Genomic DNA, 14727 nt, shown 5'->3' on the forward strand with positions numbered 1-14727 from the left:
TTATTAAGTTTGAAATTATCTGCCACCTCTGAAGCCGCCTCCTCCGCCGCCGCCAGATCTGAAGCCACCGCCGCCACCGGAAGAACCGCCGCCTCTGAAACCACCACCGGAAGAACCTCCGCTTGATCTGAATCCTCCACTATCATTGGATCTGAATCCTCCGTTGTTGTTATTGTTATAGGTAGGCTGCGTATTATAATTAGGTCTTGGCTGAGAATTTGAATTACGGAATCCTCCAGACTGTTGTTGGTTGTTGTAACCTCCATTCGTATTTCCTTGTCTGAATCCTCCGTTATTTGAACTGCCGTTTCTGAAACCTCCACTTGAACTGTTTCTGAAGCCGCCGTTTGTACTGCCGTTTCTGAAGCCTCCATTGGATGAATTATTGAAACCACTACTGTTGCTGTTTCTGAAACCTCCGTTATACGTATTGTTTCTGTAAATATTATTGGTCAATCCAGGATTACTGAATCCGCCACCTCCACTTCTTCTGTAGATTGGTCTATAGCCATTACCCCAGTAGCCACCGTTCCAGCCCCAATATGGGTTACCGTAACCGCCACCCCAGAACGGGTCATAATATCCACCCCAATAAGGAGAATATCCATATCCCCAGTAAGGACTGCCCCAGCCCATAGAGCCTCCCCAGCCCCAGCCGAAGGATCCACCCCATCCCATTGAGCCTCCCCAACCGAATGAGCCACCCCAGCCCCAGCCACGGTTCATACCCCAATAAGGGCTATAACCACCATACCATCCCCAAGGAGAACCCCAGGAGTTGTCATAGTAATTGGTCTGAGATCCGGCAAACGCACCCCAGTCTGAGTCTGTAGCATTGGTATTCCAGTTGTTATCGCTCCATGTATTATATCTGTTGTCCTGTTCTCTGGAATTGTTCTGTGCATTCTGAATCACATTAGAGTCCTGGTAATAATCGTAATTTTCCCCCACTCTGTTTCCGCCATCATTGATGATCACCCCTTCAGGCAGCGTATCTTTATTGGGGTCATAGTATACCCCGTCGGTCTCTGTATAGCCACCCATTTGGGCGCCACAAGACACAAGCAGCAATCCGCCTGATATTGCTAAAATCCCTTTGGACTTTAACAGACCGAGCAAATTTTTATGTATATTTCTTTTCATGATAACGTAAAAATTTTTAATTTAAATTATATTTGCAATCTGTACCAAAAATGTACCAAAACACTGGTAAATAAATCTATCAAAAATAGATTTTTATTTTTAGATAACAATAATGTACAAAAGTTAAAAAAATTTTAAAAAATAATGGCAAAATTAACCTCAAGAAGCGAAGATTACAGCAAATGGTATAATGAGTTGGTGGTAAAAGCTGACTTAGCTGAAAACTCTGGAGTGCGAGGATGCATGGTGATCAAACCATACGGCTATGCAATCTGGGAAAAAATGCGTGATGAAATGGACAAAAGATTCAAAGAAACAGGTCACGTGAATGCTTATTTCCCGCTTTTTGTGCCCAAGAGCCTGTTTGAGGCAGAGGAGAAAAATGCAGAAGGTTTTGCTAAAGAATGTGCAGTAGTTACCCATTATAGATTAAAAACAGATCCGGACAATCCGCACAAGCTGATTGTAGATCCGGATGCCAAGCTTGAAGAAGAGCTTATCGTACGTCCTACTTCCGAAGCGATTATCTGGAATACATACAAAAACTGGATTCAGTCTTACAGAGACCTTCCGATATTGATCAACCAGTGGGCGAATGTTGTCCGTTGGGAAATGAGAACCCGTCTGTTCCTGAGAACGGCAGAATTCTTATGGCAGGAAGGCCACACTGCACACGCTACCAAAGATGAAGCAGTGGAAGAAGCTGAAAAAATGAATAATGTTTATGCAGATTTTGCAGAGAAATTCATGGCGATGCCTGTGATTATGGGATTAAAAACGCCGTCTGAAAGATTTGCAGGAGCTGACGAAACCTATTGTATCGAAGCTTTGATGCAGGACGGAAAAGCGCTTCAGGCAGGAACTTCTCACTTTTTGGGTCAGAATTTCGCGAAAGCATTCGATGTAAAATTCACCAATAAAGAAGGTAAGATTGAACATGCATGGGCTACATCATGGGGAACTTCAACACGTTTGATGGGAGCATTGATCATGACGCATTCCGATGATTTAGGACTGGTACTTCCTCCTACTCTGGCTCCAATCCAGGTGGTGATTGTTCCGATCTTCAAAGGAGAAGAGCAGTTGGCTCAGATCAGTGAAGTGGCACTGGATATCGTGGCTAAATTAAAAGCAAAAGGCATCTCTGTAAAATTTGATGACGATACGCATAACAAACCGGGCTGGAAATTTGCAGAATACGAATTAAAAGGTGTTCCTGTAAGAATCGCGATGGGACCAAGAGATCTTGAAAACAAGTCTGTAGAAATCGCGAGAAGAGACAACCTTACTAAAGAAGTTCGTTCTATAGAAGGAGTAGATGTTTATATCGAAGAATTATTGCAGACTATTCAGAAAGACCTTTACGAAAAAGCATTAAACTTCAGAAAAGATAACATCACAAGAGTAGATACTTACGAAGAATTCAAGAAAGTTCTTGAAGAAAAAGGCGGGTTCATCTACGCACATTGGGATGGAACGGCTGAAGAAGAAGAGCAAATAAAGGATGAAACGAAGGCTACCATCCGATGTATTCCTTTAGATGACGATATCGAAGAAGGTATTTCTATGGTAAGTGGAAAGCCGTCGAAAAGACGTGTATTATTCGCAAAAGCATACTAATAATTTTTGCTGATTTTCAAAAACATCGCGGGATATTAAATAAATATTCAAAAAAAAGTGACTTTTGGACAGATTTTTGTTTAAATTTATTCAACATTAATCTAAAAAAATAATTTATTATGTCTTTAAATGTCATTGATTTAATTAAAGGACAATTAGGTCCCGCTTTGGTTTCACAAGCAGCTTCTCAGTTTGGGGAAAGTGAATCCGGTATTTCAAAAGCAATTGGAGGTATACTTCCTGCAGTTGTAGGAGGATTAGCAAATAATTCCGATAACCCGGGAGTTTTGGATGCAATTACCAATGCCTCGTCGAGCGGAATTTTAGGAAATTTAATAGGTGGAGCATCCAGCAGCCCTGTTATTTCCAATCTGTTAACCTCTATTTTTGGAGATAAAATCGGCGGAATAGTGAATGCTATTGCTACTTATGCAGGTATCAGCAATAACTCTTCCAGTTCGTTACTGAATTTAGTAACAGGAGCTACGGTAGGTTCTATCGGAAAATATGCTACTGATAACAATTTAGACAAATCAGGTATTTCAAACCTGTTGGGTGAGCAAAAAGGAATTGTTTCTTCACTGCTGCCGGCAGGACTTTCTCTGGCATCTCTGAATTTAGGAAGCTGGTTTGGCGGAGGCTCTACCACTTCTCATACAGAAGCAGTTCCAAGAACAGAAGAACCAAAAATTGAAGTGACAAGAAGTACTACAGCTGCAGGAACCAATCCTGACAGAAATAATAATGAAGGCGGAGGTTCAATCTGGAAATGGTTGCTTCCGCTTTTACTTTTAATTGCCGCAGCTTATTTCCTTTGGAAACAGTGCGACAAGAAACAGACAACAACGACTACAACGATGACTGATTCTGCTGCATCAAAAACAGATTCAGCGGCTACCACAACTCCTGCGGATACTTCTGCAACACCTGTAGCTAAGACTGATGAAAACATCGATCTAAACGGGGTGATGCTGAAAGGTTACAAAGGAGGTATGGAAGATCAGATGATTACTTTCCTGAAATCAGGGAACTATAAAAATGCAGCTGATGATGCCACATTAAAAGATAAATGGTATGATTTTGACCATGTTAATTTCAAAATGGGAAGCTCTACTGAACTGGAAGCAGGTTCTCAGGGACAGCTTGACAATTTAGTAGCGATTTTAAAAGCGTTCCCGGATGCAAAAATCAAAATCGGAGGCTATACTGATAAGACAGGGAATGAAGCAAGCAATGTAAAATTGTCTAAAGCAAGAGCTGAATTTATCAAAGCCGCTTTAGTTAAAGTTGGAGTTGGAGGTCAGGTTTTAGAAGCAGATGGTTACGGAAGCAAATTTGCTAAAGTAGATGCTAAAGCTTCTGATGCAGAAAGAGCTGCAGACAGAAAAATGGCTGTAAGATTTGCAAAATAGATCTTAGAATCTTTAAAAATAGAATCCCGAAATTTAGTTTTCGGGATTTTTTTGTTACCGACTTTCGTATTTACATTTATTTAAGTAAATTTGTTAGTCATTTCTAACATTTATGAATTTCAATTTAAATAACGCCTGGCGTAAAGATAAAACTTCCCACTCATTACCAGAGGTATATTCCTCCATAAAAGTTCCCAGAAAAGGTTCTTTCTGGAGAAAATATCTCGCCTTTGCAGGTCCGGGACTGATGATTGCCGTAGGATATATGGATCCGGGAAACTGGGCTACCGATATTGCGGGAGGAGCTCAATTCGGGTATACACTGCTTTCGGTGATTCTTATTTCAAATATTTTCGCCATGGTTTTGCAGCATCTGTCCGTAAAACTGGGCGTTGTTGCGGAAAGGGATCTCGCGCAGGCCTGCCGTGACCACTTCAATCCTACCACCAATTTTATCTTGTGGGTTTTCTGTGAAATAGCCATTGCCGCCTGTGATCTCGCAGAGGTGATAGGTTCTGCTATTGCTCTAAATCTCTTATTCCACATTCCGCTGACCTGGGGAATTGTCATCACAACAGTAGATGTTCTGATTATTCTTTTACTTCAGGCTAAAGGTTTCCGATGGATAGAAAGTATTGTGGGTGGCCTTATTTTTATCATTCTGGCTTGTTTTATCTATGAAATTGTGATTTCACAACCTGCTTTCAACGAAATACTCGGAGGATTAGTTCCTCAGAAGGAAATCATTCAAAACCCGGCAATGCTCTATATCGCTATAGGAATTTTGGGCGCTACCGTTATGCCCCACAACTTATACCTGCACAGCAGTATCGTTCAGACCAGGGATTATCCACGGGACAGGGAAGGAAAAAAAGAAGCGATCAAATTCGCAACATTAGATAGTACCGTTTCTCTGATGCTGGCTTTCTTCATCAATGCCGCAATTCTTATTCTGGCGGCTGCCACTTTCCATACCACAGGAAATAAGCATGTAGCGGATATTCATGATGCCTACAAAATGCTGACTCCTATTCTGGGGGCTTCTATGGCAAGTATTGCTTTTGCGATTGCTTTGCTTGCATCCGGGCAAAACTCAACGCTTACCGGAACACTTGCTGGACAAATCGTTATGGAAGGATTTTTAAATATCCGTTTAAAACCATGGTTAAGAAGATTAATCACAAGGTTAATTGCTGTGATTCCGGCTTTAATAGTTGCGATCATCTATGGAGAGCAGGGAACTACAGACTTATTGGTTTTAAGCCAGGTAATTTTATCCATGCAACTGAGTTTTGCAGTAGTTCCTTTGGTGATGTTTACGAATGATAAAGCTAAAATGGGAGAATTCGTGAATAAACCTATTTTAAAAATCAGTGTTTGGATTATTTCTGTAGTGATTATTGTACTGAATTTATACCTATTGTATCAGACATTCGTATAGAGAAGTGAATGGTGAATTGTCAATAGTGAATTTTTCAAACCCGCGATAATTCACAATTCACTTGCGAAGCAAAATTGACTTTTCACAACAATAATGTGAATAGTGAATTGTCAATAGTGAATTTTTCAAACCCTCGATAATTCACAATTCACTTGCGTAGCAAAATTGACCTTTCACAACAATAATGTGAATGGTGAATCGGCAATCGTGAATTTTTCAAACTACGACAATTCACCATTGACTTGCGAAGCAAAATTGACTTTTCACAAATCCCTCCGGCTTTCCCAGCAAAATTGACCGTTCACAGTTAATTTCCCCTTTCCGTTTTCTGCCTTAATGTCCATATTTTGTATTTGGCAGGCTCTTTGTCAAACAACTATTTAAATAAATATTGAATTATGGAAAATCAGGATATTAACGAAGAAAGCATCAATAATCAGGAAGAGAACAATGTTCAGAACGAAGTGGTAGCTGAGGAAAATGTGACAGCAAAACCTTCTCCAGAGGAACTTTTGGCAGAAGAAAAAGACCGTTACATCAGATTATACGCTGAGTTTGAAAATTATAAAAAAAGAACGGCAAAAGAGAAGATGGAATTCTTCCAGTATGCCAATCAGGATTTGATGATTTCTATGCTGGGTATTCTGGATGATTTTGAAAGAGCATTGAAGGAAATTGCTAAAAACGGAAATTCATCAGACCTTCAGGGTGTAGAACTGATCTATCAGAAATTTAAGAACAGACTTACCGAAAAAGGCTTAAAAGCTATGGAAGTAAGAGCAGGTGATACATTCAATGTAGACTTCCACGAGGCGATTACTCAGATCCCTGCACCATCGGAAGATCTAAAAGGCAAAATCGTAGATGTTATTGAAACAGGATATACTTTAAGTGATAAAGTGATCCGTTTTGCAAAAGTAGTAACAGGAAACTAAAAATATCAATGATCAATGATGACTGATTACGATGGATTATCGCATCATTAATCAGTCATCAATAATCAATTATAAGCATTATGTCAAAAAGAGATTATTACGAAGTTCTTGAGATCAGTAAATCTGCATCGGCCGAAGAAATAAAGAAATCATACCGAAAAATGGCCATTAAATTTCACCCGGATAAAAATCCAGGCGACAAAGAGGCTGAGGAAAAATTTAAGGAAGCTGCAGAGGCCTATGAAGTACTGAGCGACGATCAGAAACGTGCAAGATACGACCAGTTCGGCCATGCCGGAATGAGCGGTAATGGAGGTTTCGGAGGCGGAGGCTTCGGAGGCGGTATGAACATGGAAGATATTTTCAGCCAGTTTGGAGATATTTTTGGTGGCGGAGGCTTCGGTGGTTTTGGAGGCGGTGGCGGAGGACGCCAGCAGGTGAAAGGTTCTAATTTAAGAATCAGAATCAGGCTGAACCTTGAGGAAATGGTAAACGGAACACAGAAAACCATCAAAGTAAAAAAAATGAAGATGGCCGAAGGTGCCACTTCAAAAATCTGTCCTACCTGTAACGGGTCTGGTGTTCAGCTTAAGGTTATGAATACAATGTTCGGACAGATGCAGACGCAGACTACCTGTGGAACCTGCCAGGGAATCGGGAAAGTAGCCGATAAAATTCCAGCAGGCGCTAATGCACAAGGACTGATCAAAGATGAGGAAGAAATCTCTATCAATATTCCGGCGGGTGCAAGAGACGGCATTCAGCTTAATGTAAGAGGGAAAGGAAATGATGCTCCATTCGGAGGAATTCCGGGTGATTTATTGGTGATCATTGAAGAGGAAGTAGATAAAACAATTAAGAGAGAAGGTGACAATCTTCACCAGGAATTATATATTTCATTTGCAGAAGCCGCTTTAGGAACCAAGAAAGAAGTACCAACCGTAGGTGGTAAAGTTAAAATTACCATTGATCCGGGGACACAGTCCGGAAAGATCCTGAGACTGGCTGGAAAAGGCCTTCCAAGCATCGACAGCTATGGAAAAGGCGATATGTTCATCCACATCAATGTATGGACACCGCAAAAACTGACAAAGGATCAGAAAGATTTCTTTGAAAAACAAATGTTAAGCGGAGAAATGGTTGCAGAACCTTCCGGAAAGGAAAAAACTTTCTTTGATAAAGTGAAAGATTTATTCAACTAAATATAGAGAGGCCTTATGAAGGGCCTCTTTTTTATTAAAGGCCACCAAAAAAATACATGTTTTCTATTTTCCTTATTTTAGTCCCTCGCTTTTACAATAAGGAAACTTCAGCTCATGAAATTTAAAAACAGTTTTTTAATAACATTTTCTTTTTTGGTGACTTTATTAATTCAGGGTCAGTCTCTGAAAAATGGCCATTATTCTGAAAAAATAGATGGACTTATGATCAGTTATCTTATTAAGGGATCCGGTCCTGTCATGCTGGTCGGAAATCCCAATTCAGGAAAAACAGGCTATGAACTGAGCTTACAACCTTTAGAAAAACATTTCACCATGGTCTACTATGATTCCCGCGGAACCGGAGAATCGGAAACACCCGATCACCTATCTGATTATAACAGCGACAACATGGTTGCAGAAATGGAAAACCTCAGAAAAAAACTGAATACGGATAAGATCTGGATCTTTGGACATTCGGACCAGAGTGCACTCGCTCTCCTTTACGCTCTGAAATATCAGAATCATATCGTTGGTATGATCCTGACTGGAACCTCTTTTGTCAAAAGTACTGAAGATCTGCAGAAGCGAAGAAAAAAATCGGAGGAAAAGAGGATAAATGAATCACCCTGGTTTGCACAAGTTGTAAAAGACTGGGATTATATGGAAATACACAAAACCAATACGAGCCAAGATGGTCGGGACCTATCTGCTGCAAAGACGAAATGGTGGTGCTATAATGAAGAATCCTCGCAAAAGGTAATCCCAATTTCAAATGCAGTTTCTAAAGCAGGTAAAAGAAGACCTATCCGTGGAAAAAATTATTACTCCCCCACCGACTTGGATAAATATGTGAAGATGCAGACATTTTTTTCTAATATCAAAACAAAAACTCTCATTATCAACGGAAAATATGACACCAACAATCCACCGGAATATGCAGAACAGCTTCATCAACTGCTTCCCAATTCAACATTTATATTAATTGAAAAAGCAGGACATTTTCCTTGGGCAGAAGACCCAGAAATTACTTTTAAAGCAATCGAGAAATGGTTGCAGAACCTTCCGGAAAGGAAAAAACTTTCTTTGATAAAGTGAAAGATTTATTCAACTAAAATATAAAAAGAGGCTTTTATTAGCCTCTTTTTTTGATTATAAACGACTCGGCGCGGCTTCAAAGAAGCCGCGCCGAGTCGTTTAAAATATTATCGATTCCTATTTTTTATTTACTAAAGAAAGAGCCCCTTTTCCCATCGTAAAAAGCGCTACAGCAAATAAACCGCCTATAAGTCCAAGAATAATTTCCTTTACAATAGTAAGCAACTCATTAGAAGACCACGAAGGTAAAACATGGTGAAGAAATTCTATTCTGTGTGCAAAAATACCACCGGCTACCATAATCAAAGCGATGGTACCTATAACTCCCAAGGCTTTAATAACAACCGGTAAAGCATTCACCAAAAAGTGCCCAAGCTTTCCAAAGAAGCCTTTGTCATTACTCTTTTTGATTAATTTAAATCCTGCATCATCCATTCTTACAATCAAAGCAACAATTCCGTATACGCCCACCGTTGCTATAAAAGCAACCAGACTCGTCACCAAAATCTGGGTAATGAAAGGATGACTTTCTTCCAAAACCGTTCCCAAAGCAATGATGACAATCTCAACAGATAAAATAAAATCTGTGGTGATGGCCGATTTTACCTTTGCTTTTTCTATTTCTTCATCACTTTTTTCGTCTTCTACAATTTCTTCTACCACTTCGTGACCTTTTTTATCCCGGTGAAAAAGAAATTCTATGATTTTTTCGACCCCTTCAAATGCCAGATATAATCCTCCCAAAATCAGCACATAGTTAATGGCAGGAGCATAGAGCCAGTTGAGAAGGAATACAACAGGAAGAATAATCAGTTTATTGATAAAGGAGCCTTTTGTAATGGCCCACAAAACCGGAATTTCCCTTGAAGAAAGAAAACCTGTAGCTTTCTCTGCATTCACAGCCAGGTCATCACCCAGAATACCAGCTGTTCTCTGTGTGGCTATTTTACTTGTAACGGCTACATCATCCATCAGCGCCGCGATATCATCTAAAATTGCAAAAAAACCAGATGCCATATTATTTTAATATTTTTTTAATATATGTTAAGTTGAGCAAAAATAATTATTAAAATCTATTTTTATTTGTTTCTGGATATTAATTTTAAATATTTTCTACGGACGAACCGTTGATGTGAGCAAAAGTCTGCTTACTTTTAACCGTTTTTTAAAACCAGATACCATGCGCCATCAATCTTATATTTTCGTTTTAGGATGTATGATTTTTATGTTGAGTACATTCTCCTCACCCTTAAAAGCTCAGACCCAAACTGATGTCACCGATATTAACCAGGAGCGGAAGAAAGAAGTAGACAGTATTATAAAAGCGTTTGCAGGTATTAATAAATTTAACGGAACGGCTTTGGTGCATTATCAGAATAAAACCATTTTCGAAAGGTCTTACGGCTGGCAAAATGCAGAGAAAAAGATACCCAATCAGGACAAAAGTATATATCAGATCGCTTCACTGACCAAATCTTTCACTGCCTTAACTATTGTAAAGCTAAACGAAGAAGGAAAACTCTCTTTTAAAGACCCGATCTCAAAGTTTATTCCCGATTATCCAAGAGGGAATGAAATAACCATTGAGCATCTCCTTACTCATTCCTCAGGAATTTATGAAGCGCTGCGAAATAAGGAGTACTTCCGCCTGCTTCACACCGGAGAGACCATTACCAAAAGTAAAGAACTCTCTTTTTTCAAAAATGAGCCGTTGGATTTTGAACCCGGGACTCAGTTCTCCTATACCAATTCGGGATATATTTTATTGGGTGTAATTATTGAAAAAGTAACGGGACTTTCTTATGAAGACGCTGTAAGAAAAATGATCTTAAATCCTCTGAAAATGACTCATACCGGCTTTGATTATCTAACTTTGAAAAGCCCGTACAAAACCGTTCCCTATTCCTATATTTCAAAAACAAAGCACGAGAAAATAGAAATCTGGAACCCTGCATTAACAGGCCCCGCAGGACAGATCTACAGTACTGCTGAAGATCTTTACAAGTATTATAAAGGCTTGAGGGACTACACCATTGTTTCCAAAGAGTCATTTAAAAAAGTAACAACACCATATCTGAGTGGCTACGCATATGGTTGGTTCATTGATGATCTTTATGGGAAAAAACTGATCAATCACGGAGGAAATATAGAAGGTTCCACCAGTTATTTTGCAATGCTTCCTGACGAAGATCTCTGCATTATACTGCTCAACAATATCACAAGTAAAAAACTGGAGAAGGCAGGAAATACTATTCTAGCGGCTATTTTAGGGCAACCTTACACGCTTCCGCAACCTAAGAAAGAAATAACTTTAAATGCTGATCTACTCAAAAAATATGTGGGTAATTATGCTCTTTCAGATGATCATGTTATTCATATTCTAAACGAAAACGGTCAGCTTTTTATTCAGAACGATAATGATCCTAAGGTAAGAATGCTGGCTGAAAAAGAGGATGTATTCTTCCTGCAGGATGATGATACAGAAATCACTTTCACTTTCAAAAAGGGTGAAAAAGATATTGTAATGATCAAAAAAGGACTTTCTTCTAAAACGGCGGAAAAGCTTTAAGCAAAAAAGGTGAATGGTCAATTTTGCTTTGCAAGTGAATGGTGAATTTTGGGGTAGATGTGAGATTTCAGACATCAGATTTCAGACTGAGATTAAGTAGATTATTTGAACTCTATCCTCAAACCCTACAACTTTCAAACCCGAATCCCGCACCCCGAAACTCTAAGACCCTCAAACGCTCCAACTCTAAAGCCCTCCCACACCCAAACTCTCAACCTCAAATTCGCCGAAACCGTAATTTTTTCGTAAATTTAAGTAATGAAAAAGCTCATTCTCAGATACCATTTTTTCATCATAGGATGCCTCAGTTTCCTGTTGCAGTCCTGCAATACAAAATTCAGGGTTTGGGTAGGTACCGGTGGTCAGCAGAAAATATACAACCTAAAATACGGCGAGCACAAAAGACAGAAAATGGACGTATTCCTTCCACTGGATTATGCTGAAGATACTCCCGTAGTCCTTATCGTGCATGGCGGAGCATGGACTCTTGGAAAGAAAGAACATATGATCAAAATTCAGAAAATGCTTTTTGAACATAAGATTCCAAGCATTAATATGAATTACAGACTGGTTTCAGAGCAAAAAAACATTACGTATAAGCAGCAGCTGGAAGATATTGGATATGCCATTGAAAAGTTTAATTCTTTGGCTGAAAAAGCAGAATTACAACCCAACAATTATATTCTTCTCGGGGAAAGTGCCGGCGGACATCTTGCCCTGCTCTACGGCTACAGACATCCTGAACAAATCAAAAAAATCATCTCCCTGAGCGGACCAACAGATTTTTACAGCCCGAAATACCTCAATTCATTCTATTCAAAATATACTTCTCCTACTTTTCAAAAGGTGGTAGGAGAGAAATTTGACCGGAAAAATATATCTGAAGCCTTTAAGGATGCCAGTCCGATAGCCAATATATCCAATGTTCCTACATTACTGTTTCAGGGAAATAATGATTTTCTGGTGAACCAACACCAAGGATTGTCTATGGATTCCGCCCTCACGAAGCAGAACATTCCCCATAAGCTGATCTTTATGAAAAGAACAGGCCACGTTCCAAGGTTTTTCAGCAGGATAAAAAGGGACAGCATCATCTACCCCAACATTCTGGAATGGATAAAAAAATAACCCGCCGTAAAGCAGGTTATTGATATGATTGTTTGATTTTCTTAATCTAAATCTTTGTTTTCGTATTTCGAATGGTCTTCTTTTTTACCAAATACAAATTTGATGATCACCGGAAGGGTTGTTACCAGAACGATGATAATAATGATCAGTTCCAGTTTTTCTTTTAAATTGATTCCAAACTGTTCCTGGAATAATTTATCTAAGTAATGTCCTGCAAAGATCAATACAAATGACCATAGAACAGCTCCGATAACATTATCTCTCAGAAATTCTCTCTTGTCCATTTTTACAATCCCCGCAACAATGGGCGTAAAGGTTCTCACTACCGGTAAAAATCTCGCCATAATGATGGCCAGTGCACCGTGTTTTTCAAAAAAGTCATGGGCCTGATAAAGATATTTCTTTTTAAACAGCATGGTATCTTGCTTTTTGTATAAAGCAGGACCTGTTTTCACTCCAAAATAATAGCCAACCTCGTTTCCAATAATGGCAGCGAGCGCTACACATGAAGCAAGAATAGTAGTATCTAATAAATCGCTCCCGGTAGAGCCAAAAGTCTCTTTGATGATATCAACGGCATAAATTCCTGATACGAAAAGTAAAGAATCTCCAGGCAGGAAAAATCCTACAAAAAGACCTGTTTCAGCAAAAACAATAAATAAAATAAGCCAAAACCCACCCATTTTAATGTAAAACTCGGGGTTCAGTAAATCTCTCCAGCTATTGAAATCTTCCATATATAACGATTAACAACAAAAGTAAGCGTAAAATGTCTTAAACAAAAATTAATTATAAGTTTTTAACTAAAATAGAGACATGATATTTTACAACTCCAGGTCATCGTCTGAAACAGCGGTACCATCGGCCATCAGGAAGGCTTTCAGGAATGGCGTGATATTTCCATTCATCACAGAATCCACATCTGAAGTTTCGTGCGCAGAACGAACGTCTTTTACCAATTTATAAGGATGCATTACGTAGTTTCTGATCTGACTTCCCCACTCTATTTTCATCTTGTTGGCTTCGATCTCCGTTCTGGCTTTCATACGCGCTTCAAGCTCCATTTCATATAGTCTGGAACGAAGGAGCTGCATGGCTTTTTCCTTGTTCTGAAGCTGGGAACGGGATTCGGAGTTTTCAATGATAATTCCGGTTGGTGCGTGACGAAGACGTACGGCAGTTTCTACCTTGTTGACGTTCTGTCCACCTGCTCCGGAAGATCTCATCGTTTCAAATGAAATATCTGCAGGATTAATGTTGATCTCGATCGTATCATCCACCAATGGATAAACATATACCGAAACGAAACTTGTATGTCGTTTTGCATTACTGTCAAAAGGTGAAATTCTTACCAACCGGTGAACTCCATTTTCGCCTTTCAGATATCCGAAGGCGTATTCACCATCAATTTCAAGGGTAACGGTTTTTACTCCGGCTACTTCACCTTCCTGATAGTTGAGCTCACGGATTTTATACCCTTGTTTTTCAGCCCACATCGTATACATTCTCATCAGCATTGAGGCCCAGTCACAACTTTCCGTACCTCCTGCTCCCGCAGTGATTTGAAGAACAGCAGACAGCTCATCCCCTTCATTGGAAAGCATATTTTTGAATTCAAGATCTTCTATTTTTTCTACAAGCTTTGGAAATGTTTCATCCAGTTCTTTTTCAGAGTCCGGATCTTCTTTGGCAAATTCAGCCAGTACCTGCAAATCCTCGAACTGGGTATTGATCTCTTCATAATCTTCCACCCATCTTTTTTTGGAACGAAGCTGCTTCAGAAAAACTTCTGCTTCCTTGGGAGCGTCCCAAAATTCGGGAGCGGCGGTTTTTTCATCATCATTCGCTATTTCTATCTTCTTTTTTTCGATCTGAAGGTATTTATGTAAGTCTGTAATTCTAGACTGAACTTCTTTTATCTGGTCGTTGTTGATCACGAAATTTTTATTTTATACAAAAATACGGAATTTTTCGGGTTTGTGAGTTTGAGTTTAAGGGTGGGAGGGTTTTAGAGTTGGAGCGTTTGGGGGTCTTAGAGTTTCGGGGTGCGGGATTCGGGTTTGAGCATTGTTGGGTTTGAGAATTTGAGGATATAGAGTTCAAATAATCATTTTAATCTGAAATCCGTTGTCTAAATATCAGATGTCCCATTTAAATCTATATTTGTAATACTTAAAAATGA

Annotated in this window: 11 protein-coding genes and 2 pseudogenes; 9 read left to right on the forward strand and 4 right to left on the reverse strand. The window is 39.3% G+C overall.

What is annotated here, in order from left to right; all coding sequences use genetic code 11:
* Positions 1-15: 15 nt before the first annotated feature.
* Positions 16-1143, reverse strand: coding sequence for a prolyl-tRNA synthetase (locus N0B48_RS02920; RefSeq protein ID WP_259836636.1), 1128 nt, complete (start codon positions 1141-1143; stop codon positions 16-18).
* 144 nt (positions 1144-1287) lie between these two features.
* Between N0B48_RS02920 and proS the strand changes: the two genes are divergently transcribed.
* The 7 genes and pseudogenes from proS to N0B48_RS22985 all read left to right on the forward strand — a co-directional run.
* Entirely contained in the window at positions 1288-2763 is a 1476-nt protein-coding gene (proS, locus tag N0B48_RS02925) for a proline--tRNA ligase (RefSeq protein ID WP_259836638.1), read from the forward strand.
* A 119-nt stretch (positions 2764-2882) separates the two neighbouring features.
* The gene (locus N0B48_RS02930; RefSeq protein ID WP_259836639.1) at positions 2883-4175 is read left to right on the forward strand and encodes an OmpA family protein; all 1293 of its coding nucleotides are present in this window, start codon (positions 2883-2885) and stop codon (positions 4173-4175) included.
* Between the two features lie 112 nt (positions 4176-4287).
* On the forward strand, positions 4288-5616 hold the full coding sequence (locus N0B48_RS02935) for an Nramp family divalent metal transporter (protein ID WP_259836641.1): 1329 nt from the start codon (positions 4288-4290) through the stop codon (positions 5614-5616).
* A gap of 398 nt (positions 5617-6014) precedes the next feature.
* Positions 6015-6551 carry a nucleotide exchange factor GrpE gene (locus N0B48_RS02940; RefSeq protein WP_283950682.1) on the forward strand — a complete coding sequence of 179 codons (537 nt, stop codon included), beginning with the start codon at positions 6015-6017 and terminating at the stop codon, positions 6549-6551.
* Positions 6552-6631: 80 nt separating this feature from the next.
* Positions 6632-7753 carry a molecular chaperone DnaJ gene (gene dnaJ, locus N0B48_RS02945; protein ID WP_259836642.1) on the forward strand — a complete coding sequence of 374 codons (1122 nt, stop codon included), beginning with the start codon at positions 6632-6634 and terminating at the stop codon, positions 7751-7753.
* A 258-nt stretch (positions 7754-8011) separates the two neighbouring features.
* Positions 8012-8770 (forward strand): annotated as a pseudogene (locus tag N0B48_RS02950) (alpha/beta fold hydrolase); the annotation flags it as partial.
* A gap of 26 nt (positions 8771-8796) precedes the next feature.
* Positions 8797-8865: pseudogene (locus tag N0B48_RS22985) on the forward strand (hypothetical protein); the annotation flags it as partial.
* 100 nt (positions 8866-8965) lie between these two features.
* Here N0B48_RS22985 and N0B48_RS02955 read toward each other — a convergent pair.
* Positions 8966-9865, reverse strand: coding sequence for a DUF808 domain-containing protein (locus N0B48_RS02955; RefSeq protein ID WP_259836643.1), 900 nt, complete (start codon positions 9863-9865; stop codon positions 8966-8968).
* A gap of 163 nt (positions 9866-10028) precedes the next feature.
* Here N0B48_RS02955 and N0B48_RS02960 point away from each other — a divergent pair, with 163 nt between their 5' ends.
* Both N0B48_RS02960 and N0B48_RS02965 read left to right on the forward strand, forming a co-directional pair.
* Positions 10029-11417: a serine hydrolase gene (locus N0B48_RS02960; protein WP_259836644.1), complete on the forward strand. Its 1389-nt coding sequence runs from the start codon at positions 10029-10031 to the stop codon at positions 11415-11417.
* Positions 11418-11675: 258 nt separating this feature from the next.
* The gene (locus tag N0B48_RS02965) at positions 11676-12545 is read left to right on the forward strand and encodes an alpha/beta hydrolase (protein ID WP_259836645.1); all 870 of its coding nucleotides are present in this window, start codon (positions 11676-11678) and stop codon (positions 12543-12545) included.
* 41 nt (positions 12546-12586) lie between these two features.
* On the opposite strand, the gene N0B48_RS02970 is transcribed toward N0B48_RS02965, so the two are convergent.
* Positions 12587-13282 carry a DedA family protein gene (locus N0B48_RS02970; protein WP_034726522.1) on the reverse strand — a complete coding sequence of 232 codons (696 nt, stop codon included), beginning with the start codon at positions 13280-13282 and terminating at the stop codon, positions 12587-12589.
* 87 nt (positions 13283-13369) lie between these two features.
* Entirely contained in the window at positions 13370-14482 is a 1113-nt protein-coding gene (prfB, locus tag N0B48_RS02975; protein ID WP_259836646.1) for a peptide chain release factor 2, read from the reverse strand.
* Between the last annotated feature and the right edge of the window lie 245 nt (positions 14483-14727).

It is taken from the genome of Chryseobacterium herbae (assembly GCF_025154075.1).
GTDB lineage: Bacteria > Bacteroidota > Bacteroidia > Flavobacteriales > Weeksellaceae > Chryseobacterium > Chryseobacterium herbae.

What these genes read in the sequence shown, in the direction of transcription:
- N0B48_RS02970 (WP_034726522.1), bottom strand. Translation starts at nt 13,282, where the DNA reads ATGGAAGATTTCAATAGCTGGAGAGATTTACTGAACCCCGAGTTTTAC.
- N0B48_RS02965 (WP_259836645.1), top strand. Translation starts at nt 11,676, where the DNA reads ATGAAAAAGCTCATTCTCAGATACCATTTTTTCATCATAGGATGCCTC.
- proS (WP_259836638.1), top strand. Translation starts at nt 1,288, where the DNA reads ATGGCAAAATTAACCTCAAGAAGCGAAGATTACAGCAAATGGTATAAT.
- N0B48_RS02960 (WP_259836644.1), top strand. Translation starts at nt 10,029, where the DNA reads ATGCGCCATCAATCTTATATTTTCGTTTTAGGATGTATGATTTTTATG.
- N0B48_RS02940 (WP_283950682.1), top strand. Translation starts at nt 6,015, where the DNA reads ATGGAAAATCAGGATATTAACGAAGAAAGCATCAATAATCAGGAAGAG.
- N0B48_RS02935 (WP_259836641.1), top strand. Translation starts at nt 4,288, where the DNA reads ATGAATTTCAATTTAAATAACGCCTGGCGTAAAGATAAAACTTCCCAC.
- N0B48_RS02930 (WP_259836639.1), top strand. Translation starts at nt 2,883, where the DNA reads ATGTCTTTAAATGTCATTGATTTAATTAAAGGACAATTAGGTCCCGCT.
- N0B48_RS02955 (WP_259836643.1), bottom strand. Translation starts at nt 9,865, where the DNA reads ATGGCATCTGGTTTTTTTGCAATTTTAGATGATATCGCGGCGCTGATG.
- dnaJ (WP_259836642.1), top strand. Translation starts at nt 6,632, where the DNA reads ATGTCAAAAAGAGATTATTACGAAGTTCTTGAGATCAGTAAATCTGCA.
- N0B48_RS02920 (WP_259836636.1), bottom strand. Translation starts at nt 1,143, where the DNA reads ATGAAAAGAAATATACATAAAAATTTGCTCGGTCTGTTAAAGTCCAAA.